The 21564-nt window shown below is 64.8% G+C and carries 18 protein-coding genes and 1 other RNA gene; 16 read left to right on the top strand and 3 right to left on the bottom strand.

Going from position 1 to position 21564, the window contains the following annotated elements; translation table 11 throughout:
• Positions 1-45 precede the first annotated feature (45 nt).
• Positions 46-1362 carry a sensor histidine kinase gene (locus ACLIMP_RS12940; protein WP_243692624.1) on the top strand — a complete coding sequence of 439 codons (1317 nt, stop codon included), beginning with the start codon at positions 46-48 and terminating at the stop codon, positions 1360-1362.
• A gap of 113 nt (positions 1363-1475) precedes the next feature.
• Positions 1476-1679, top strand: coding sequence for a hypothetical protein (locus ACLIMP_RS12935; RefSeq protein ID WP_054440894.1), 204 nt, complete (start codon positions 1476-1478; stop codon positions 1677-1679).
• Between the two features lie 143 nt (positions 1680-1822).
• On the opposite strand, the gene ACLIMP_RS12930 is transcribed toward ACLIMP_RS12935, so the two are convergent.
• Positions 1823-2125, bottom strand: a complete 303-nt coding sequence (locus ACLIMP_RS12930) for a chorismate mutase (RefSeq protein WP_185997076.1) — start codon at positions 2123-2125, stop codon at positions 1823-1825.
• Between the two features lie 108 nt (positions 2126-2233).
• On the opposite strand from ACLIMP_RS12930, the gene ACLIMP_RS12925 reads away from it, so the two are divergent.
• The 4 genes from ACLIMP_RS12925 to ACLIMP_RS12910 all read left to right on the top strand — a co-directional run bounded on the left by ACLIMP_RS12925 (position 2234) and on the right by ACLIMP_RS12910 (position 6434).
• Positions 2234-3250, top strand: coding sequence for a polyprenyl synthetase family protein (locus ACLIMP_RS12925; protein ID WP_054440898.1), 1017 nt, complete (start codon positions 2234-2236; stop codon positions 3248-3250).
• Between the two features lie 272 nt (positions 3251-3522).
• Positions 3523-4461, top strand: coding sequence for a hypothetical protein (locus tag ACLIMP_RS12920; protein ID WP_324695908.1), 939 nt, complete (start codon positions 3523-3525; stop codon positions 4459-4461).
• 40 nt (positions 4462-4501) lie between these two features.
• Positions 4502-5566: a linear amide C-N hydrolase gene (locus ACLIMP_RS12915; protein WP_324695905.1), complete on the top strand. Its 1065-nt coding sequence runs from the start codon at positions 4502-4504 to the stop codon at positions 5564-5566.
• Positions 5567-5669: 103 nt separating this feature from the next.
• Positions 5670-6434, top strand: a complete 765-nt coding sequence (locus ACLIMP_RS12910) for an energy transducer TonB (RefSeq protein ID WP_185998746.1) — start codon at positions 5670-5672, stop codon at positions 6432-6434.
• 7 nt (positions 6435-6441) lie between these two features.
• Here the strand turns inward: ACLIMP_RS12910 and ACLIMP_RS12905 are convergent, their stop codons facing one another.
• Entirely contained in the window at positions 6442-8394 is a 1953-nt protein-coding gene (locus ACLIMP_RS12905; RefSeq protein WP_443477893.1) for a putative bifunctional diguanylate cyclase/phosphodiesterase, read from the bottom strand.
• Between the two features lie 169 nt (positions 8395-8563).
• Here ACLIMP_RS12905 and hrpB point away from each other — a divergent pair, with 169 nt between their 5' ends.
• The 7 genes from hrpB to ACLIMP_RS12870 all read left to right on the top strand — a co-directional run bounded on the left by hrpB (position 8564) and on the right by ACLIMP_RS12870 (position 17888).
• Positions 8564-11014, top strand: coding sequence for an ATP-dependent helicase HrpB (hrpB, locus tag ACLIMP_RS12900; RefSeq protein WP_324695901.1), 2451 nt, complete (start codon positions 8564-8566; stop codon positions 11012-11014).
• A gap of 88 nt (positions 11015-11102) precedes the next feature.
• Entirely contained in the window at positions 11103-11381 is a 279-nt protein-coding gene (locus ACLIMP_RS12895) for an ETC complex I subunit (protein WP_054440780.1), read from the top strand.
• 159 nt (positions 11382-11540) lie between these two features.
• Positions 11541-11635, top strand: an RNA gene (gene ffs, locus ACLIMP_RS12890) — signal recognition particle sRNA small type.
• 134 nt (positions 11636-11769) lie between these two features.
• On the top strand, positions 11770-13665 hold the full coding sequence (locus tag ACLIMP_RS12885) for a DNA polymerase III subunit gamma/tau (RefSeq protein ID WP_324695898.1): 1896 nt from the start codon (positions 11770-11772) through the stop codon (positions 13663-13665).
• A 1-nt stretch (position 13666) separates the two neighbouring features.
• Complete coding sequence (locus tag ACLIMP_RS12880) at positions 13667-14002, top strand: YbaB/EbfC family nucleoid-associated protein (RefSeq protein ID WP_132468956.1); 336 nt, start codon at positions 13667-13669, stop codon at positions 14000-14002.
• A 275-nt stretch (positions 14003-14277) separates the two neighbouring features.
• A complete protein-coding gene (lon, locus tag ACLIMP_RS12875) occupies positions 14278-16680 on the top strand; it encodes an endopeptidase La (protein ID WP_054440781.1) in 2403 nt (800 codons plus the stop codon).
• A gap of 182 nt (positions 16681-16862) precedes the next feature.
• Positions 16863-17888 carry an aspartate-semialdehyde dehydrogenase gene (locus ACLIMP_RS12870; protein WP_054440783.1) on the top strand — a complete coding sequence of 342 codons (1026 nt, stop codon included), beginning with the start codon at positions 16863-16865 and terminating at the stop codon, positions 17886-17888.
• A gap of 85 nt (positions 17889-17973) precedes the next feature.
• Here ACLIMP_RS12870 and ACLIMP_RS12865 read toward each other — a convergent pair whose 3' ends face one another.
• Positions 17974-18267, bottom strand: a complete 294-nt coding sequence (locus tag ACLIMP_RS12865) for a hypothetical protein (protein WP_324695895.1) — start codon at positions 18265-18267, stop codon at positions 17974-17976.
• 5 nt (positions 18268-18272) lie between these two features.
• Between ACLIMP_RS12865 and ACLIMP_RS12860 the strand changes: the two genes are divergently transcribed.
• From ACLIMP_RS12860 to ACLIMP_RS12850, 3 genes are all read left to right on the top strand, one after another.
• Positions 18273-18716 (top strand): GFA family protein, encoded by a 444-nt coding sequence (locus ACLIMP_RS12860; RefSeq protein WP_324695893.1) that lies wholly within the window; start codon positions 18273-18275, stop codon positions 18714-18716.
• Positions 18717-19478 (top strand): alpha/beta fold hydrolase, encoded by a 762-nt coding sequence (locus ACLIMP_RS12855; RefSeq protein ID WP_054440790.1) that lies wholly within the window; start codon positions 18717-18719, stop codon positions 19476-19478. It begins immediately after the preceding gene.
• Positions 19479-19643: 165 nt separating this feature from the next.
• A complete protein-coding gene (locus tag ACLIMP_RS12850; RefSeq protein ID WP_324695890.1) occupies positions 19644-21479 on the top strand; it encodes a M2 family metallopeptidase in 1836 nt (611 codons plus the stop codon).
• Positions 21480-21564: the final 85 nt, after the last annotated feature.

The raw sequence follows: 21564 nt of genomic DNA, 5'->3' as shown, positions 1-21564 counted from the left end.
GGGCCGCACGTGAAGGCGGCCAACACGGGCTCTCTCGCGCGGCGCATGATGCTGATCGCGGCTGGATGGATCTTCATCCTGCTGCTGGTCGGCGGGCTCGCGCTCGACCGCACGCTGACCGGTCTCATCACCCGCAACTTCGACGAACAGCTCGGCTACATGCTCACCGGCATGATCGGCTCGGCGGAAATCGGGCCGGACGGGGAGGTCTTCTTCATCCGCCCGCTCGGGGACCAGCGTTTCCTGGAGCCGGGGTCGGGTCTTTACTGGCAGATTCGCGCCAAGGGGCATGAGGATTTCCCCTCGCGCTCGCTGTGGGACCGCAGCCTCAACGTGCCCGAGGACCATTTCGACGCCCAGCCGCACGTCTATGACAGCACCCAGTTCGCAGGCGAACCGCTGCGCGTGATGGAACGCTCGATCATCCTGCCCGGCAGCGATACGAAGTGGATGTTCACGGTGGCGGCGAGCCGCGTGGACCTTAATGACCAGATCAAGATGGTGCGCGGCATTCTCGTCTACAGCTTCGTGGCACTCGGCTTCGGGTTGCTGCTGATGGCGGGGATGCAGACATGGTACGGCCTGTTCCCGCTGCGCCACGTCCGCCGCGCCATCCAGAAACTGCGCACCACCGGCGCCAGCCGCGTCACCCAGCCGCTGCCACAGGAAGTGGAGCCGCTGGTGGAGGAACTCAACGCGCTGCTCGCCCATACCGAGCGGCAGGCAGAGGAAGCGCGCATGCATGCGGGCAATCTCGCCCATGCGCTCAAGACCCCGCTGACGGTGGTGATGAACGCGGCGACGGCCAAGGCGCCGGACCTGTCGGACACGGTGATTCGCGAGGCCGCGGTGATGCGCCGGCAGGTCGATCATCACCTCGCGCGGGCAAGGGCCGTGGGCCGCCGCGCCGTGGGGCAGTCCCGCGCCGAAGTCTGGCCCAGCCTTGAGGCGGTGCTGCGCGCGGTGGAGCGGCTCTACGACCAGGCCCGCCTCGATCTCGACGGCAATCACGAGGCCGTGGTGGCCCTGGAGAAGCAGGATCTCGAGGAAATTCTGGGCAATCTCATAGAGAACGCCGCGAAATACGGCGGCGGCAGCGTCTTCGTGACCGTCGATCCCGATCGCGCCGCCCCGCTTTGCGAGGTCTGGATCGAGGATGACGGAATGGGCATTCCCGAAGCGGAACGCATCCGCATCTTCGATCGCGGCGCCCGCCTCGACACCGGAAAGCCCGGCACCGGCCTTGGCCTTGCCATCGTGCGCGATGTCGTGGAAATCTATGGCGGCACGGTCGAACTGGACGAGAGCGAGGATCTGGGCGGCTTGCTGGTCAAGCTCAAGCTGCCTCGCGTTCTCGCCTAGTTTTCAAGACCGATCGGCTTCCGGCGGGATTTTTGGGGGAACCGGCGCAGAGGCGGTTGCGGCTCCCGTCATTCGTCCCCATTGGCGCGGTTTACCAGATCAAGGACACCCTCATGACCGATTCCATCAATCTTTCGCTGTCGTCGGACGAGATCGAAATCATCGTCGATGCCCTGGAAGTCGATCTCGAAGGCTATGTGGAAGCCGCCAAGGAAGCGCGCGGCAACAACAACCGGGAAGACGTGACGACCTTCACCGAAGCCGCCACGCGCATCCAGACGCTGATGTCGAAGCTTCAGGATCTGGTCGAGGAATAAGCTTCAGGCAGCCTCGTCCCGGGATCGGCCCGGGGCGGCTGCTTCAGGCGCTGCGGGACGCGGCGCGGCCCTTTCCCGGCCGGAGCCGGGAAAGCGGCAACTTTGCGGCTTCGATTTTACGAAATGCCGGTTCCGGCCTCGAATCAGGCTTCGTTCTTGGCGCGTTCGTGGTGGCGGATCACTTCGTCGATGATGAAGCGGATGAATTTCTCGCCGAAATCGGGGTCGAGATTGGCCTCTTCCGCCAGGTTGCGCAGGCGCGCGATCTGGCGCTCCTCGCGGCCGGGGTCGGAGGCGGGCAGGTCGTTCTGCGCCTTGTAGGCGCCAACGGCCTGCGTGATCCGAAATCGTTCGGCCAGCATGTGGATCAGGGCGGCATCGATATTGTCGATACTCGACCGGAAGCTGGCGAGAACGGGGTCGGCTGCGGGAGTGTCCTGAGTCATCGGCAGGTCCGCTAGCACGGCTTGGCGGCCTCTTCCAGTCGGCCCGTTCCACCATTCCATGGCATTCGCTCTTGCGTTACGGACGCCGAACGCGCAATGCGCGGGTCGATGAGTGCCGATGTCATTCCCCTGCGCGCACGCGGGTCGCAGCCCACCCTCGCTCCCATGCTGGCGCTTACCGCCCCCGGCATGAACAGCGTCAACGCCGTCATTCTTGACCGGATGCAGAGCGAAATTCCGCTCATCCCGGCGCTAGCCGGGCATCTGATCTCGGGTGGTGGCAAGCGAATGCGCCCGATGCTGATGGTCGCCGCCGCGGAACTGTGCGGCTACCAGGGCGCGCGCCATCACAAGCTGGCCGCCGCCGTGGAATTCCTCCACACCGCCACGCTGCTGCATGACGACGTCGTTGACGGTTCCGACATGCGCCGGGGCAAGGCCGCCGCCAATATCGTGTTCGGCAACCCGGCGACGGTGCTGGTGGGTGACTTCCTGTTCACCCGCGCTTTCGAGCTGATGGTCGAGGACGGCAGCCTCAAGGTCCTCAAGATCTTCTCCAAGGCCAGCTCGATCATCGCCGAGGGTGAGGTCGACCAGTTGACCGCCCAGCGCCGGATCGAGACGAGCGAGGAACACTACCTCCAGATCATCGGCTCCAAGACCGCAGCCCTGTTCGCGGCCGCCACGCGCATTCCGGCTATCGTGGCCGAAAAGAGCGAGGCGGAGGAGCAGGCACTCGATTCCTACGGCCGCAATCTCGGGATCGCCTTCCAGCTGGTCGACGATGCGATCGACTACGATTCGGAAAGCACCGAATCCGGCAAGGACAAGGGTGACGATTTCCGCGAAGGCAAGATGACGCTTCCGGTCATCCTGGCCTATGCGCGCGGCAGTGCCGAGGAGCGCAAGTTCTGGGAGGATGCCATCGCCGGCTTCCGCACCGAGGACGAAGACCTGGCTTACGCCGTCGAACTCATCAACCGCCATGCCTGCGTCGAAGCCACGCGCGAGCGGGCACGCCTCTATGCGCAGCGCGCGATCGATGCACTGTCGATCTTCCCTGCCGGCGCGGCTCGCGATGCGATGTGCGAAGCGGTCGAGTTCGCAGTGGCGCGTCGCTACTAGGTCGCTATCGCCAGAGCTATCGGGAAAGCGCCGGGCAGGTTCTGTCCGGCGTTTTCGTTTGCGCCGACAAGGTTTCCGATCCGATAACGATAGTGCAGCATCGATATCCGGCCGCCTTATGGTCATGTACGTCATGAAAATCCCCGGGCTGCGAGGATTTTCGCTCCGCTCTATTTGGTTGATACTACGAAAATCTACCTATAGCCTGATGCATTACGAATTCCTGCTCCAGGGGGTCGTGAATGGTTCGGCTGTGTCGATCATTATCGCGCGTGATGGAGGTGCAGGTCATTGTGATCGGCAGCCTGTTGATCGTGCCTGCGGCCGGAGGGCAGGTAAGGGAATTCGCCTTCGATGTCGGGAGCTTGCCGAAGGGCGCACCGGATCAGGAGCGACTTCCGAACGATCAGGAACCGGGAGAGCCGATTTCTGCGCATCCGCTGCCGGCCGATCCGGGGCGGGTCGATCCGGGCGTTCCGCCCGCCGGTAGTCCGGGGGCGGGCTGGACCCTGATCGTCAGTCCTTACGCATGGGGCGCCTCGCTGGGCGGCGATCTTGGCCTCGCCGGGCTCCAGCATAATCTGCATCTTCCGTTCAGGGATATCTTCAAGCACGTCGATCTGGCGGCCATGGGCACGATCGAGGCGGTGAACGACCGGTGGGGAGGCTATCTCGACGCGCAGCGCGTGAAGACCTCGCAAGCCGAGGCGGTGCGATCGCTGCCGGTCGATCTCGACATTCGCACCAGACGACTGGCGGGCGGCTTCTACTACAAGGCGTGGCAGATACCGCTTCCCGGCAAGAGCGCCTTCGGTGCCGGGCGCGATATCTCGATAGAGCCGACTGCGGGCCTGCGCTGGACCCACTTGCGGGCGAGGGCGGGCATCGCGCCGCTGGCCGTGCAGACAACCGGAAGCGCGGGATGGGTCGATCCTTTCGCGGGACTGCGTGTGAACGCGGACCTGTCCCGTCACTGGAACCTGTTCACGCAGGCCGATCTGGGCGGCTTCGGCGCCGGTTCCGATCTCAGCGTCAATGCGGTTGCCATGCTGGGCTATCGCACCCGGCTCATGGGCCGGCGAACGATCCTGCGCGGCGGCTATCGCTTCCTCTACGAGAAATACGACCAGTCCGACTTCACCAATCGCGGCCGGTTCATTTGGGACATGCAGCAGCGCGGGCCCCTGCTGGGCATGTCCGTGCTGTTCTGATCCGGGCCGTTTCCAGCAAGTGGAGAAGACCATGCGGGTAATGACCAGAATCGGCGGTGCGCTGGCTACGCTGGCGCTGACGGCCGCGCTCGGCGCAGGTGTTCCGGCAGAAGCCTGCACGCGGGCCGTCTATCTGGGGCCCGCAGGGAATATCATCACCGCGCGCTCGATGGACTGGAAGAGCGATATCGTCAGCAATCTCTGGATATTGCCGCGCGGAATCGCGCGCAGCGGCGAAGCGGGGCCGAATTCCATCAAGTGGACCTCGAAGTACGGCAGCGTGATCGTCAGCGGCTATGACGTGTCCAGCACCGACGGGGTGAACGAGAAGGGGCTCAACGCCAACATGCTCTGGCTGGTCGAATCGGAATATCCGCACTTCGACGGCAAAGGAAAGCCGGGGCTGACGATCGCGGCATGGGCGCAATATGCCCTCGACAATTTCGCGACGGTTGCGGAGGCGGTGGCCGCGCTGGAAAAGGAGCCGTTCATCGTCGTGACGGACAATGTGCCGGGAGAGAACCGGCTTACCACCGTTCACCTTTCCCTGTCCGATGCCGGCGGGGACAGCGCCATCTTTGAATATATCGGCGGCAAGCTGGTGATCCACCACGGCCGCGAATACCAGGTGATGACCAACTCGCCGACGTTCGACGAGCAACTGGCGCTCAACAGCTACTGGAAGGGGATCGGCGGCACGACCATGCTGCCGGGCACCAACCGGGCTGCCGACCGCTTCGCGCGGGCTTCCTTCTACATCAACGCGATCCCGAAGGAGCCTGACCCGAACAAGGCACTGGCCGCCGTATTCAGCGTGATCCGCAATGCCTCGGTTCCCTATGGGATCAACACGCCGGATCAGCCGAACATCTCTTCCACCCGCTGGCGCACGGTGTTCGATCACAAGCGCGGGCTCTATTTCTTCGAATCCGCGCTGACGCCGAACACCTTCTGGATCGACGTGCGCAAGATCGATTTTTCCAGGGAGACCGGCAAAGTGAAGATGTTGGATTTGGGACCGAACCAGGATCACACGTTTTCCGGCGAGGCGAACGGCCAATTCGTGGACCATGCGCCGTTCCGGTTCCTGGGGCTGGATGGCTGAGGGAGCGGGCACTGGGCTTTTCCGGCAACACTTTCACCTGCAATGAAATCGCAACAAGGCTGCAATTGCGGTGACGTGGGAAGCGCCCTATTCAAGCCGCGCCATGTCCTCCGAATCCGAGCTGGCGCCCGCAGGCTATCAGCCCGGGTCGCCGCGCCAACGCTTCGTCTCCTCGGTCCTCTCAGCGGGGCTGATTCTGGCTGCGTTGCTGCTGGCGATCTACCAGACCGGGCTGGTCCCCGCGCTGGAGAAGAAGAGCGCGGCGCTCACCACGTTCGATGTCATCGATCACGATCGCGACAAGGGCGGCGACCAGCCGGAAAAGCCCAAGCAGCGTGAGGAAAAGAAGGTCGAGCAGAAGCAGCACGCCGCCGTGGTGCAGGAAACCGTGCCGACGCCGCCGGTCGAAAAGCCGGTCGAGAAAAAGCCCGCCTTCACGTTTCTCAAGCTTTCCACCCAGGATTTCGCCGCTGCCGATATCGGGAAGATGAAGGGGCCTTCGTCGGCCTCCGGCGCGCCGGCGGCGGGCGGGGCCGGCGGGACGTATGGCCCCGGCGAAGGGCCGGGCGGCGCGGTGCTCTACAATGCGGACTGGTTCCGTCCACCCACCGATGCGCAGCTTGGCGGTTATCTTCCGGCAACCCGGCCGGACAGCGGCTGGGGCATGATCGCCTGCCAGACCATGGAGCACTACAAGGTCGACAATTGCCAGATCCTGGGCGAATCGCCGCGCGGTTCGGGCTTTGGGCGGGCGGTGCTCAATGCGGCCTGGCAGTTCCAGGTCCTGCCGCCGCGGATCAATGGCAAGTCGCAGCTCGGCACCTGGGTGCGTATCCGGATCGACTACGGAACGAAGCGCGAAAGCTGAGGCAGGATCAGCCTGCTGCCGATGCTTCGGCTGCCGGGCACGAGATCAGGTCCAGCACCTCCGGTAGCGACATGGGCCTGGCGATGTGGAAGCCCTGCGCCAGCGCGAAGCCGGCGACGCGCGCGCTGAGCAGCTGGTCTTCAGTCTCGATACCCTCGATCACGCATTCCAGCGAGAGCGAACGCGCGAGATTGCGGATCGCCGCGATCAGGCGGCGACCGACCGCTTCGTCCAGACGGGGCGCGAAGCTGCGGTCGATCTTGACCATGTCGAGCGGCAACTGGTGCAGCGACGAGAGGCTGGAGTAGCCCGTGCCGAAATCGTCGAGCGCGATCCGCGCACCGGTGGAGCGCAGACGTTGCAGTGCGCCGCGCGCGGTCTCGATCTCGGCGATGAGCGTGGTTTCGGTGATTTCGAAGAGCAGGCGCCGCGGATCGCAGCCGCTGTCGTCGATGCGTTCGAGCAGGGCTGCAATGGTGTCCGCATCGGCAAGATCGTGCCCGGAAAGATTGAAGGACACCGTAAGTGGATGCGGCAGTTGCGTGAGCGCGCTCAGCACATGGCCGAACAGCGTGGCGGTCACGTCGCGGGCGCGCCCGATCCGTTCGGCCGAGGCGATCATCATTTCTGGGGCGACGGCGCCAAGGCTTGGCGAAGTCCAGCGCGCGAGACATTCGAAGCCGACCGCCACTTCGCTTTCCGTGGCGACGATGGGCTGGAAGGCGACTGACAGTTCGGCGGAAAGATCGGCCGTCTGGAGTGCGGCGTCGAGCGCCTGCTCGGAACGGATCAGCACTTCGAGTTCGCTGGAGAAGCGCACGCAGGAACCGCGCTTGTGGTTTTTCGCGTGGTAGAGGGCAAAATCCGCGCGGTCGTAAAGCGAATGGGCGTCGCGGGCGCTTTCAGGATAGACGGCGATCCCGGCCGAGCCGCCTACCGCCACGGTGACTTCGCCGATGCGTGCCGGCATGCGGATCGCGGAGCAGAATCTCTGGGCGATCTCTTCCGCTTCCTCGGCGCCGCCCAGCACGATGAACCCGAACTCGTCCCCGCCGAGCCGGGCGACCACGACGTTGGAGGGGCTCTGCGCGATCATGCGGCTGCCGATCACTTGCAGGAGGCGGTCCCCCTGCGCGTGGCCATAAGTGTCGTTCACCGGCTTGAAACGGTCGAGATCGATCAGGCCGACGCAGAACACCTGATCGTCCTGCTCCTTTTTGAGCATCGCTTCGAGCGTGGCGAAGAAATAGCGGCGGTTGGGCAGGCCGGTCAGCGCGTCGGTCTGCGCGAGGCGGGCGTTCTCGTCGCCCAGGACCTGCGCCTGCCGTCGTTCGATGCGCAGTTCGCGCTGGGCGACTTCCAGTTCCACGAAGGAATCGTAGGTATCGCGAAGGATCTTAAGGATCACCGCTGCGACGAGGGCGATGTTGATCGCCACCGCCGTCAGCACGTCGGAGCCGACGGCGACGCAATAGGCCAGGAAAGTACCCAGCGCCGTCACGCAGATCAGCATGGCTGCGGTGGGCAGGAAGGTCAGGCAGAACACGCAGCCAAGCACCGTGATCGCCACGAAAATGGCGACATGGCCATGCTCGTAGGCGTCGCCATAGCGATCGAGGCATAGCGCCCAGATCGAAAAGGCGATCGTGAAGATCACCGAGAGCCACGTCGTGCGGTCCATCCGCTCCTGCGCGAGAGTGGTGTCGAGGTCGGCGCTGCCGATCGGGCGCAGCCAGACGAACATCCGCACGAGGCAGGCGGCAATGAGTATCGCAGGCACTGTCAGCGTGAGCACGCCGGGCGCCACGAAGCGGTGTGTATAGGCCAGGATGCCCGCATTGACCGACAACAGCCCGTATAGCGGCGGGATGCGTTCGCGCAGGCGCAAGTATTGCGCCACCGGCAATGGATATTGCCCGGCACGATGCATTTTGCTCTGTATCGTATTGGCGTCAGGCAAAAGGTCGTCTCCTGGCGAGTTGCTTACGTATAAATCCTTGATGAAGCGTAGACGAAACCCCGATCTCATCCGATTTGGGCTTCACCCATTTCCGAGGCGGGCGGGTGGAATCCGCTCTAACCCCGGTCGGCCCCTTTTCCCGCCATGGCGGGGGCTCTAAGGAAGCGGCGTGAGCGAACTTCCCATAAACTACGTATTACCCGAAATTCTGTCCGCGTTGCGTGACGGCCCTCACGCCGTGCTGATCGCGCCGCCGGGGGCAGGCAAGACCACCGCGCTGGCGCCCGCGCTGCTGTCGGAGCCCTGGTGCACGGGCACGGTGATCCTGCTGTCACCCCGGCGTGTCGCGGCGCGGGCCGCGGCCGAGCGCATGGCCGAGCAGCTTGGCGAAAAGGCCGGTGAGACGATCGGCTACGTCACTCGGTTAGACGTCAAGCGGTCCGCGCGGACCCGGGTTCTGGTGATGACCGAGGCGATCTTCGTGGCGACAATCGTATCCGATCCCGAACTGTCCGGCGTTTCCGCCGTTCTGTTCGACGAGGCCCATGAACGGCATCTCGATAGCGACCTTGGCCTGGCGCTCGCCCTCGAATCCAGCGCGGTGCTGCGGGAGGATCTGCGCATTGTCGTCATGTCGGCAACGATCGACGGCGCGCGTTTCTCGCGCTTGCTGGGGGCCGAGGTTCCCGTAATCGCAAGCGAGGGCAAGGCCTGGCCGCTTGCGCTGCGCTGGCTCGGCGCGTCTCCTGCCTTGCGGATCGAGGATGCCATGGCCTCCGCCGTGCTGACAGCCTGGCGCGAGCAGGAGGGGGACATCCTCGCCTTCCTGCCCGGTGTGCGCGAGATCGAGCGGGTGTCGGAGCGTTTGGCGGAGAAGCTTCCGCAGGCGCTGGTGCTGCCGCTGCACGGGCAGTGCGAACCGGCAGCGCAGCGCGCGGCCATTCGCCGCGATTCGCAGGGGCGCCGCCGCATCGTGCTCTCCACCGCGATCGCCGAGACTTCGCTGACGCTCGACGGGGTTTCGGTGGTGGTCGATAGCGGCCTGTCGCGCAGGGCCGAGTTCGACAAGGCGGCGGGCGTCACCCGGCTGGTGACGCACCGCGCAAGCCGTGCCTCGGCGGCGCAGCGCGCGGGGCGCGCCGCACGGCAGGGCCCGGGCACCGCCTATCGCCTCTGGGAGGAAGCCGCGCATCCCGGGCGTCCTGAATTCGATCCGCCGGAGATGCTGACCAGCGATCTTGCGCCGTTGACGCTCTCGCTGGCGCAGTGGGGAGCGGGCGATCCCATGGCGATGGCCTGGCTCGATCCCCCACCCGCCCCGGCGCTGGAGGCGGCGCATCGGCAGCTTGAGGCACTGGGCGCGCTGGATGCGGGAGGGCGGATCACCGATTTCGGTCGCAAGGTCGCCAGCCTGCCGATGGACCCGGCGCAGGCCGCCATGATCCTCCATGCGAGCGAACGGGGCGAAGCGGAAACGGCGGCCAGGCTGGCCCTGCTTCTCCAGGAGCGAGGGCTGGGCGGGCGCAGCGAGGATCTTTCGCAGCGGCTTTCCCGCTGGAATGCGGACCGTGCGCCGCGTGCGGAGGCTTCGCGCAAGCTGGCGGCCGGCTGGGCCCGGAGGGCACGCTCCCTCGTACCCGCGGCCGGGCCGGGCGGCGATAGCCCGGTCGGCGTGCTGCTGGCGCTGGGGCGGCCGGACATGGTGGCGCGCAGGCGCGATGCCGGCGGCGAGAACTGGCTTTCCGCCGGCGGCCGGGGCTATGTGCTCGATCCCGCCTCACCGCTGGCGAGCAGGGAATGGCTCGTGATCGGCGATGCGCAGGGGCAGGCGCGGGGCGCCCGCATTCTCTCGGGCGCTTCGCTGGAAACCCCGGAAGTGGAGCAGGGGCTGTCCTCCCGCATCGAGCGGCGGTCGGTCCTGCGCTGGAACGAGGCCGAAGGCCGGGTCGAGGCCCGGCTGGAGCGCCGTTTGGGGGCGATCACACTGGCGACCGGGCCGGACCCGTCGCCCGATCCGAAGGCGATCTCGGCATTCCTGCTGGAGCGTGTTCGCGAACGGGGGCTGGAACTCGTGCCCTTCGGCAAGGGCAGCCTCTCGATGCTGAAGCGCGCGCGCCATGCCGGGATCGCGGCATTGTCCGACGAAGCTTTGCTGGCCGATCTCGATGACTGGCTCGGCCCGCTGCTGGGGCGCCGAATCGATGCGGTAGACAAGGGCGCTCTGGCCGAGGCCTTGCGAAATCGCCTGACGTGGGACGATCAGCAGGCGCTCGAAAAACTTGCTCCGCCCGAGTTTCGCAGCCCGGCCGGAAGCACGCATGCGATCGATTACGAGGATGAGGGCGGCCCCAGCGTGGAGGTACGTGTGCAGGCCCTGTTCGGGCTCGATCGCCATCCGACCTTCGGCCAGCCGCCGCAGCCATTGCTGCTCAAGCTGACGTCGCCCGCTGGCTGGCCGATCCAGACGACGCGCGATTTGCCGGGCTTCTGGCGCGGCTCTTGGCGCGATGTCCAGCGCGACATGAAGGGGCGCTATCCGCGCCATCGCTGGCCGGACCAGCCCTGGACGGAAGACCCCAGCCTGAAGACGCGCAACGCTTTCGAGGCATCGCGCAAGTGAGCCCTTCGCGGCTCATGCGGGCGATACACAGCTATCGACGCGATTCGCGCTTGATTTCCGCCGCGATTCGGAGGCAAAGCGCTTGCCCATGAGTGCACGCATCTATCAGCGCCCGAAGAACGCCATGCAGTCCGGCAAGGCACTGCTGGACCAGTGGGTCCTCGAATTCGCCCCCTCCGAGGCGAAGAAGCCCGATCCGCTGATGGGGTGGGCCGGTTCTGGCGACACGCAGCAGCAGGTCACGCTGAAGTTTCCCGACGTGGAAGAAGCGAAGGCCTATGCCGCTCGCTACGGCATCGAAGCCGAAGTGCATTCCACGCCGCCGCGCCGCCTCAAGATTCAGGCATACGCCGACAATTTCCGTTGACCCGCTGCGCTGAGGCGCAGGTATCAAGCAATCGGCCCGCGTTTTTCCGAAAGGGGAACGCGGGCCGATTGCGTTATGGCGCTCAGGCTTCGCGGCGGCTGTTCGAAAGGTTCCGCAATCCGGGCTGGACAAACCCGGCGCGCCTCGCCATATGCCCGCCCGGGAGTCGGGTGGACGTTTGCGTTCGCCAACCTGGTCAGGTCCGGAAGGAAGCAGCCACAACGGATAGCGGCGGGTCGCCCGGCTCCTTCAGCCCACATGATGACAATGTCCCGAAAGGGTCAATTGATCGCCGGACCCGCCGGAAAGTCGCGGTTTCGGCTCTGGGCTGTGGAGCAATTTGCTTTTCCCCTGACATTCCGGCCTCGGCCCCCTAGTTTGGCAGGCGATGGACGATTCACGCGACATGTTCGGCGATACCCCCCCCTGGGACGACAAGGAGGAGGAAGAGGCCGCACCGACCAAGGCCCAGCTTGAAGAAGCCGGGCAGGCGTCGATGTTCGGCGATTCCGACCCGGCCCTGACTGAACCTGTAGCGCCCGAATCTGTCGTTGCTGCCGAACCCGTTGTTGCTGAACCTGCAGCCGCGCCCACGCTCGAGGCGAAGCCTACGCCCGCCAAGGCCGCGCCTGCGGCGGTCGGCGTGCCGGCCCAGCCCTATCGCGTGCTTGCCCGCAAGTATCGCCCGCAGACTTTCGCCGAGCTGATCGGGCAGGAGGCGATGGTGCAGACGCTGGCCAATGCCATCAGGCGCGACCGACTGGCCCACGCCTTCCTGATGACCGGCGTGCGCGGGGTCGGCAAGACCTCGACCGCGCGTCTGATCGCCAAGGCCCTGAACTGTATCGGGCCTGACGGGCAGGGCGGCCCGACGATCGATCCCTGCGGACAGTGCGAGCCCTGCCAGGCCATCGCCGAAGGCCGCCATATCGACGTGATCGAGATGGACGCCGCCTCGCACACTGGTGTCGACGATGTGCGCGAGATCATCGAGGCCGTGCGCTATGCTGCCGTCTCGGCCCGCTACAAGATCTACATCATCGACGAAGTTCACATGCTGTCTCGCAATGCTTTCAATGCCTTGCTGAAGACGCTTGAGGAACCGCCCGCGCATGTGAAGTTCCTTTTCGCGACCACCGAGGTCGACAAGCTGCCGGTCACGGTGCTGTCCCGCTGCCAGCGATTCGACTTGCGGCGCATTCCGGCACCGATGCTGGCCGCTCATTTCGCGAAAGTCTGCGGCCTTGAGGGCGTCGATGCCGAGAGCGAGGCGCTGGCCATGGTCGCCGCCGCCGCAGAAGGCTCGGTGCGCGACGGTCTGTCGATCCTCGACCAGGCCATCGCCCATGCCGACCTCGACGGGGAGGGGCAGGTTCGCGCCGAGAAGGTGCGCGACATGCTGGGGCTTTCCGACAAGAGCGTGCAACGGGCACTCATCACCGCCATTCTCGATGGCCAGGGCGGCGAACTGCTGAATCTGATCGCGCACCAGTTCGCGCTCGGCGTAGAGCCGATCGCGATGATGCGCGGGTTGATGACGTTGGTTCACCGCATCGCCGTGGCCCAGGTCGGCGGCGGCGCCCATGATGCGCATTCCGCCGAGGAGCGCGAGGCGATCGAGGGTTGGGCCAAGGCCCTGAAGGCCGGGCAGGTCCATCGCATCTGGCAGCTTCTCATCAAGGGGCATGAGGAAGTGAAGTCTGCGCCCGATCCGCTGGTGGCGGCGCAGATGGCGCTGCTTCGGATCATGCATGCCTCGGACATGCCCGACCCCGGCACGCTCGTGAAGAAGCTTGAAGACCTGGCTGCCCGCGTGCCTGCAGGCGTGCCCGGCGGTGTTGACGGGGCACCGGCCGGTCCTGCGGCGGTCGCCGCCGTGACGCCCGAGATGGTGGCCCGGCGCTGGGAAGAGCTGGTCGACGATGTCGAGCACATGGGCGAACTGTCCACCGCCAATACCATGCGCATGCAGGTGCGGGTGGTCGAGCTGGCATCCGGCATGCTGCGCTATTCGCAGCCGCCCGGTTTCAGCGAGGATATCACCGGGCTCCTGCGTGCCTGCCTTGCCAAGGCGACCGGGGATCGCTGGGAAGTCCACCGCGTTTCGGAGCAGGGCACGCCGACCCTGGTCGAGCAGGCCGAAGCAAGGAAGAATGCGGAAAGCGATGCCGTGAACCAGCACCCGCTCGTGCTGGCGACCAAGGCGGCGTTTCCGCAGGCCGCAATTATCGAGGATGATCGCCCGCTCGCCGTTGGCGGCGGAGCGCGTAACTGGAGACGTTGAGATGAAGTCGATGGAAGAGATGCTCAAGGCGGCGCAGCAGGCTGCCGAGACCATCCAGAAGCAGATGAACGAGGCCCAGGGCAAGCTGGACGCGATGGAAGTCGAAGGACTTTCCGGCGGCGGTCTCGTCAAGATCCGCTGCTCGGCCAAGGGCCGCGTGATCGGCGTGTCGATCGACGACAGCCTGATCCAGCCCAGCGAAAAGCAGATTCTCGAAGACCTGATCGCGGCGGCCTACAACGATGCCCGCGTGAAGGCGGATTCGGTGGCCGGCGAGGAACTGGCCAAGGCGCAGCAGGGCATGGGCCTGCCGCCGGGCTTCAAGATGCCGTTCTGAAGTTTCGCAGGATTTCCGCGCTCCGGTTCGATAACGCCGGGGCGTGGGAAATGCGATTTCAGTCAGGGATGACGAAATTCCCGGCGGAATGCGCTATATGGGATCAACGCTTCGGTATTTTCCGGTGCGTCCGACCTAGGGGAACGGAGAAGGGGTGCGGTTAGCGCTTCCACAGTCTTTCAGAGCCAATCCATTGCGTGCGGCCCGAGAGACCCCATATCGTCCCGCGAAGGCCGGGAGGCTCTTGCAGCGCTCCCGCGTGTGTTGAAATGGATATGACCTTGAACCTGCTTCCGCTGCTTCCCTTGCGCGACATCGTCGTGTTTCCCGGCATGGTCGTGCCGCTTTTCGTCGGACGCGAGAAATCCGTGGCCGCGCTCGAAGCGGCGATGGCGGGTGAAAAGGACATCTTCCTCCTCGCCCAGCTCGATCCCGGCTGCGACGATCCCGATCGTGACGACCTTTACGATACCGGCGTTATCGCCAGTGTCCTCCAGCTCCTGAAGCTGCCGGACGGCACCGTGCGCGTGCTGGTCGAGGGGCAGGAACGTGCCAGGCTCGAGACCCTGCGTGCCGAACAGTCCGCCGAAGGCGAGATGCTGGTCGCCCAGGTCGAGCGTGTCGAGCCCGTGGAGGCCGACGGCACGGAAGTTGCCGCGATGATGCGCACGGTGGTCGAACAGTTCGGCGAATATGCGAAGCTCAACAAGAAGCTCTCGCAGGACGCCGGAGACCAGCTCGGCGATATCGAGGATGCGGCGAAGCTGGCCGATACCGTGGCCGCGCAGCTTTCCGCCAAGGTGGGCGACAAGCAGGCCGTGCTCTCGGAGCCGGACCCGCTCAAGCGTCTCGAAATGGTCTATTCCTTCATGGAAGGCGAACTCGGCGTTCTTCAGGTTGAGCGCAAGATCCGTGGCCGCGTGAAGCGCCAGATGGAGAAGACCCAGCGCGAGTATTACCTGAACGAGCAGCTCAAGGCGATCCAGTCGGAACTCGGCGGCGGCGACGGCGAGGAAGCGAACGAGCTTCAGGAGCTTCAGGAGCGTATCGAAAGCACGCGCCTGTCGAAGGAAGCCCGCGAAAAGGCCACGGCCGAGCTGAAGAAGCTCAAGTCGATGCAGCCGATGAGCGCCGAGGCGACCGTCATCCGCAATTACCTCGATGTCCTGCTCGGTCTGCCCTGGGGCAAGAAGAGCAAGCTCAAGCGTGATATTTCGGCCGCGCAGGAAATCCTGGACGCGGATCACTACGCCCTCGACAAGGTCAAGGACCGGATCATCGAGTATCTGGCGGTTCAGGCCCGTACCAACAAGCTGAAGGGGCCGATCCTGTGCCTCGTCGGCCCGCCGGGCGTTGGCAAGACCTCGCTTGGCAAGTCGATCGCCAAGGCGACCGGGCGCGAGTTCATCCGCCAGTCGCTTGGCGGCGTGCGCGACGAGGCCGAGATTCGCGGTCACCGCCGCACTTATATCGGTTCGCTGCCGGGCAAGATCGTCACCAACCTCAAGAAGGCGGGCAAGTCCAACCCGCTGTTCCTGCTCGACGAGATCGACAAGCTGGGTCAGGACTTCCGCGGCGATCCGGCCTCGGCGCTGCTCGAAGTGCTCGATCCGGAACAGAACGCGAAGTTCCAGGATCACTACCTCGAACTCGACATCGACCTGTCGGACGTGATGTTCGTCTGCACGGCGAACAGCCTGAACCTGCCGCAGCCGCTGCTTGACCGCATGGAAATCATCCGCCTCGAAGGCTACACCGAGGACGAGAAGGTCGAGATCGCGGAGCGGCACCTCGTGCGCAAGCAGGTCGAGGCACATGGCCTCAAGAAGGGTGAGTTCACGCTCACGCAAGAGGGCCTGCGCGACCTGATCCGCTACTACACCCGTGAGGCCGGCGTGCGTACGCTGGAGCGCGAGATCGCCAAGCTGGCGCGCAAGTCGCTGCGCCAGATCCTCGAAGGCAAGGCTACCGAGGTCACGATCACGCCGGAGAACCTCTCCGACTTCGCGGGCGTTCGCAAGTTCCGCCACGGCGTGGGCGAGGAAGAGCATCAGGTCGGTGCCGTCACCGGCCTTGCCTGGACCGAAGTGGGCGGCGAACTGCTGACCATCGAAAGCGTGACCGTGCCCGGCAAGGGCCAGATCAAGGCGACCGGCAAGCTCGGCGACGTGATGAGCGAGTCGATCCAGGCGGCTTTCAGTTTCGTGAAGGCGCGCTCGCCCGCTTATGGCATCAAGCCTTCGACGATCCAGAAGAAGGACATCCACATCCACCTGCCCGAAGGCGCGGTGCCCAAGGATGGTCCTTCGGCGGGCATCGGCATGGTCACCTCGATCGTCTCGACGCTGAGCGGCGTGCCGGTGCGCAAGGATGTCGCCATGACCGGCGAGGTCACTCTGCGCGGCCGCGTGCTGCCGATCGGCGGTCTCAAGGAGAAGCTGCTTGCCGCACTGCGCGGCGGCATCACCACGGTGCTGATCCCGGAAGAGAACCGCAAGGACCTCGCGGAAATTCCCGAGAATGTGAAGCAGGGCATTGATATCATTCCCGTTTCGCATGTCGACGAAGTGCTGGCCAAGGCCCTGACCGAGCCGCTCGAAGCCATCGAGTGGACGGAGGCAGACGAACTGGCTGCAGCACCGCCGCAGGCTCCGGTCCCTTCGGCGACCGCTCACTGAATCTGTCGCGAGACGCCCTTTCCATTTCGGGAGAGGGTGTCTCGCGGCAATTTTCGGTCGAGCTGGACCTTCTGAAAGAAAGTCTTTTGCGCAGGGCGCTTGTCATGAGCGCACACACCCTGTAACGGCCCGCGTTCCTGCGGCGCACCTTGCCTGCAGGATTTTGCTAGAAGGATCTTGAAATGGGTTACCGGGTTGCCGTCGTCGGCGCGACCGGAAATGTCGGCCGCGAAATGCTCAACATCCTCGCCGAGCGCGAATTCCCCTGCGACGAGATCGCAGCGGTGGCTTCGTCGCGTTCGACCGGGACCGAGATTGAATTCGGCGAAACCGGCAAAATGCTCAAAGTAAAGAACATCGAGCATTTCGATTTCACCGGCTGGGACATCGCGCTCTTCGCTGCAGGCTCCGGCCCGACCGCGATCCACGCGCCGCGTGCCGCCGCGCAAGGCTGTGTCGTGATCGACAACTCGTCGCTCTACCGGATGGACCCGGACATTCCGCTGGTCGTGCCGGAAGTGAACCCCGAGGCGATCGACGGCTACAAGGCCCGCAACATCATCGCCAATCCCAACTGCTCCACCGCGCAGATGGTCGTGGCGCTGAAGCCCCTGCATGACAAGGCGAAGATCAAGCGCGTCGTCGTCTCGACCTACCAGTCGGTTTCCGGCGCGGGCAAGGCGGGCATGGACGAACTGTTCGAACAGAGCCGCGCGATCTTCGTGGGCGACCAGGTCGAGCCGCGCAAGTTCACCAAGCAGATCGCCTTCAACGTGATCCCGCATATCGACGTCTTCCTCGACGATGGTTCCACCAAGGAAGAGTGGAAGATGGTCGTGGAAACCAAGAAGATCCTCGATCCCAAGATCAAGGTGCAGGCCACCTGCGTGCGCGTGCCGGTCTTCGTGGGCCACTCGGAATCGCTCAACATCGAGTTCGAGGAAGAGATTTCGGCCACCGAAGCGCAGGACATCCTGCGTGAAGCGCCGGGCGTGATGCTGGTCGACAAGCGCGAGGACGGCGGATACGTCACCCCGGTTGAAGCCGTGGGCGACGGCGCGACCTACATCAGCCGCGTGCGCGAAGACTCGACCGTCGAAAACGGCCTGGCGCTGTGGTGCGTCTCTGACAACCTGCGCAAGGGCGCCGCGCTCAACGCGGTGCAGATTGCCGAGCTGCTCGGCCGCCGTCACCTCAAGAAGGGCTGACGCGGCGGGCTTCACGGCCCTCGCCGACATGAAAAAGGGCCTGCGGAGCATTCGCTGCGCAGGCCCTTTTCGTGCGGATCGGGGCCTATCGTCCCTCGGCCGCGGCAAACGCCTTCATCTGCGCATATGCCGCCTCGCGCGCGTCATCAGTCAGGGACAGGAGATAGGCCGAAGCCTCCTTGTACGTCAGGAACGGCTGGTCATCGGCCACGATGGGAACGGTTCGGCTGTTGTAGATTCGTTTCAGCAGGCGTCGTTGCGGCCGGCTCAGCGCCGGGTTTTCGGCGCTCGTGTTTTCTTCTGTCGTTTCCATGGGGCGCTTTATCACGGCTTCGTTCGCGGCAGCAATGGCGCGCGCGGGGCGTTCCGGGTTACTCATTGCGCATGACCCAAACCATGACCGGCGGCTGCCAGTGCGGCCGCATTCGCTATGAGGCCAAGGTCGAGAACGACGAGGCCTATTTGTGCCATTGCCGCTATTGCCAGAAGGCGACGGGCGGCTTCGCGGCGGCTTTCGTCCAGGTGCCGAAAGCCGGGGTGACCTGGGAGCATGAGCCGGACTGGTACCAAAGTTCCGCCATCGCGCAACGGCCGTTCTGCTCGCGCTGCGGCACCCCGCTCGGGTTCGACTTCATCGAGAGCAGCGGCAACATGGACCTGACGCTCGGCAGCTTCGACGAACCGGGTTTCTTCCGTCCCGCTGCACATTCCGGCTGCGAAAGCTTGCATCCGGCGTGGCTCGATACCAAGGACCTGCCGAGGCATTACAGCGCGGAGACGGAAAGCGTCGCGTCGCGCTGGAAGGCGGCAGGACTGGAGGTTCCCTAAGTGAGCGATCTGCGCAAGGAAGTCATCGAAGGTTACGCGGGCACCGATCTGGCCGTGCACGTCATGGGCGATACCGGCGCGCGCCCGCTGCTGCTGCTTCACGGCCTGTTCTCCAGCGCCGACGTGAACTGGATCAAGTACGGCAACGCGAAGATCCTTGCCGACGCCGGGTTCGAAGTCTTCATGCCGGACCTGCGCGCTCACGGCGAGAGCGGTGCGCCGCACGATACCGCTGCCTATCCCGCCGACGTGCTGGTCGAGGATCTCAAACTGGTGATCGCCGCGCTTGGCCTGGCCGACTACGATCTTGGCGGTTTCTCACTGGGCGCGCGGACTTCGGTGCGCGGCGTGCTGGCAGGCCTTGCGCCGCGCAAGCTGATCCTTGGCGGCATGGGTCTTACCGGGCTCTCCGGCTGGGCGCGGCGCAGCGCCCACTTCGTGGATGCCATCGATCGTTTCGGCACTATCGAACGCGGCGACAAGGCCTTCATCGCGCAGGCCTTCATGAAGTCGATGAAGATCGACCGGGTGGCGGCGCGGCTGCTGCTGGGATCGGTGGACGATACCGGTGCGGATGCCATCGCCCGGATCGTGATGCCCACGCTCTGCGTTTGCGGGGCGGAAGATCACGACAACGGCTCCGCGCCGGAACTGGCGGAAGCTTTGCCGCAGGGACATTACGTCGAGACGCCGGGCAATCACATGTCTTCGGTGACGTTCAAGGATATGGGCAGGGCCATGGCCGAGTTTCTGCTCGATTAAGTAGAAGAAGATTCCGGGGCAGGCGGCACCCGGCTTCGACATTCCTGGGGGTGCAGGGGGCTATGCTCCCCTGCTTTTGCCCTTCTCTTCCGTCCTCAACAGTTGATCTCACACAGCGGGCGACTAGTCTCCCGCGCCATCAGAGAGACAAATGAGGACAACCCCATGAAATTCGCATCCACCGCGCTTGCCGCGCTCGCGGCCGGACTTTCGTTCGGCGTGGCCGCGCCGGCCTTTGCCGAGGACGCGCCCTCCTATCCGGAGACCGCACAGGGCGCCGCGCAGTTCGTGGCCGCCGCCGAGAAGGACCTGTTCGATTTCTCGGTCGACAATGCGCGCATCAACTGGGTGAACTACACCTATCTCACCGACGATACCGACGCTCTGGCAGCGCAGTCCAACGGGCTGTTGACCGAGAAGCAGGTGGCCTATGCGGTGGAAGCGGCGAAGTTCTCGAAGCTGCCGGGTCTCGATGCCGATGTCTCGCGCAAGCTTGGTATTCTTCGGCAGGGTATCGTCCTGCCGGCGCCGACCACGCCGGGTGCCGCCGCCGAACTGAGCGCGATATCCACGCGTCTCGCCTCCACTTACGGCAAGGGCCGCGGCACGCTGGACGGCAAGGAGATCAACGGCTCGGACATCGAGGCGGAGATGGGCAATCTGACCCACACGCCTGCCGAGTTCGCCGAGATGTGGACGACCTGGCACGACAATGTCGGCAAGCCGATGAAGGGTGACTACGTGAAGATGGTCGGCATCGCCAACCAGGGCGCCAAGGAGCTCGGCTATGCCGACGTCGGCGCCATGTGGCGTTCGGGCTACGACATGACGCCGGAGCAGTTCTCGGCAGAAACGCAGCGCCTGTGGGAGGAAGTGAAGCCGCTCTACCTCGCGCTGCACACGTATGTCCGCCACAAGCTGAACGAGAAGTACGGCGATGCCGTGCAGCCCAAGACCGGGCCGATCCGCGCCGACCTGCTCGGCAACATGTGGGCGCAGGAGTGGGGCACGATCTACCCGCTGGTCGCGCCCAAGGGTGCCGGCGATCTCGGCTACGACATCGGCGATCTGCTGAAGGCGCAGGGCCGCACCCCGATCGACATGGTCAAGGCGGGCGAGGGCTTCTACTCGTCGCTCGGCTTCGCACCGCTGCCCGAGACGTTCTGGAAGCGCTCGATGATCGTGAAGCCCGCCGACCGCGAGGTGATCTGCCACGCCTCGGCCTGGGACGTCGACAACAAGGACGACGTGCGCATCAAGATGTGCACCAAGGTGGATTCCGGTGACTTCGTGACGATCCACCACGAACTGGGCCACAACTACTACCAGCGCGCCTATAACAAGCAGCCGTTCCTCTATCTCAACGGCGCCAACGACGGCTTCCACGAGGCGATCGGCGACTTCATCGCGCTCTCGATCACGCCGCAGTACCTCGTGCAGATCGACCTGCTGGACAAGACCAAGGTGCCCAGCGCCGACAAGGACATCGGCCTCCTGCTGCGCCAGGCGATGGACAAGGTGGCGTTTCTGCCCTTTGGCCTGCTGATCGACCGCTATCGCTGGGGTATCTTCGACGGTTCGATCCAGCCTGCCGACTACAACAAGGCCTGGACGAAGATGCGTCTCGACTATCAGGGCATCACCCCGCCTGCCGCGCGCGGTGACGACGGCTTCGACGCGGGTGCCAAGTTCCACGTTCCGGGCAACACGCCCTACACGCGCTACTTCCTCGCCCGCATCCTCCAGTTCCAGTTCTATCAGGCGGCGTGCAAGCAGGCCGGCTGGAAGGGCCCGCTGCACCGTTGCAGCTTCTATGGTGACAAGAAGGTCGGCGAAAACCTGAACAAGATGCTGGAGATGGGCATGTCCAAGCCCTGGCCGGAGGCGCTCAAGGCCTTCACCGGCACTCCGCAGATGAGCGCCAAGCCGATGCTCGACTATTTCGCGCCGCTCAAGAAGTGGCTCGACGAGCAGAACAAGGGCGAGAAGCAGGGCTGGTAACGAGAACGGCCCCGGCGACGCATGGTCGCCGGGGCCGTTTCGAAGCAGATAGGGGGAGCCGGTTCGCCCGGCTCCCCTTTTTCAT

This window comes from Novosphingobium aeonii (assembly GCF_052279045.1).
GTDB lineage: Bacteria > Pseudomonadota > Alphaproteobacteria > Sphingomonadales > Sphingomonadaceae > Novosphingobium.
This window is presented reverse-complemented; position numbering and strand designations above follow the sequence as displayed.

Bases quoted from the DNA above. Each gene is read 5' to 3' on its own strand.
- ACLIMP_RS12940 (WP_243692624.1), top strand. From the start codon at position 46: ATGATGCTGATCGCGGCTGGATGGATCTTCATCCTGCTGCTGGTCGGC.
- ACLIMP_RS12935 (WP_054440894.1), top strand. From the start codon at position 1,476: ATGACCGATTCCATCAATCTTTCGCTGTCGTCGGACGAGATCGAAATC.
- ACLIMP_RS12930 (WP_185997076.1), bottom strand. From the start codon at position 2,125: ATGACTCAGGACACTCCCGCAGCCGACCCCGTTCTCGCCAGCTTCCGG.
- ACLIMP_RS12925 (WP_054440898.1), top strand. From the start codon at position 2,234: ATGAGTGCCGATGTCATTCCCCTGCGCGCACGCGGGTCGCAGCCCACC.
- ACLIMP_RS12915 (WP_324695905.1), top strand. From the start codon at position 4,502: ATGACCAGAATCGGCGGTGCGCTGGCTACGCTGGCGCTGACGGCCGCG.
- ACLIMP_RS12910 (WP_185998746.1), top strand. From the start codon at position 5,670: ATGTCCTCCGAATCCGAGCTGGCGCCCGCAGGCTATCAGCCCGGGTCG.
- ACLIMP_RS12895 (WP_054440780.1), top strand. From the start codon at position 11,103: ATGAGTGCACGCATCTATCAGCGCCCGAAGAACGCCATGCAGTCCGGC.
- ACLIMP_RS12885 (WP_324695898.1), top strand. From the start codon at position 11,770: ATGGACGATTCACGCGACATGTTCGGCGATACCCCCCCCTGGGACGAC.
- ACLIMP_RS12880 (WP_132468956.1), top strand. From the start codon at position 13,667: ATGAAGTCGATGGAAGAGATGCTCAAGGCGGCGCAGCAGGCTGCCGAG.
- lon (WP_054440781.1), top strand. From the start codon at position 14,278: ATGACCTTGAACCTGCTTCCGCTGCTTCCCTTGCGCGACATCGTCGTG.
- ACLIMP_RS12870 (WP_054440783.1), top strand. From the start codon at position 16,863: ATGGGTTACCGGGTTGCCGTCGTCGGCGCGACCGGAAATGTCGGCCGC.
- ACLIMP_RS12865 (WP_324695895.1), bottom strand. From the start codon at position 18,267: ATGAGTAACCCGGAACGCCCCGCGCGCGCCATTGCTGCCGCGAACGAA.
- ACLIMP_RS12860 (WP_324695893.1), top strand. From the start codon at position 18,273: ATGACCCAAACCATGACCGGCGGCTGCCAGTGCGGCCGCATTCGCTAT.
- ACLIMP_RS12850 (WP_324695890.1), top strand. From the start codon at position 19,644: ATGAAATTCGCATCCACCGCGCTTGCCGCGCTCGCGGCCGGACTTTCG.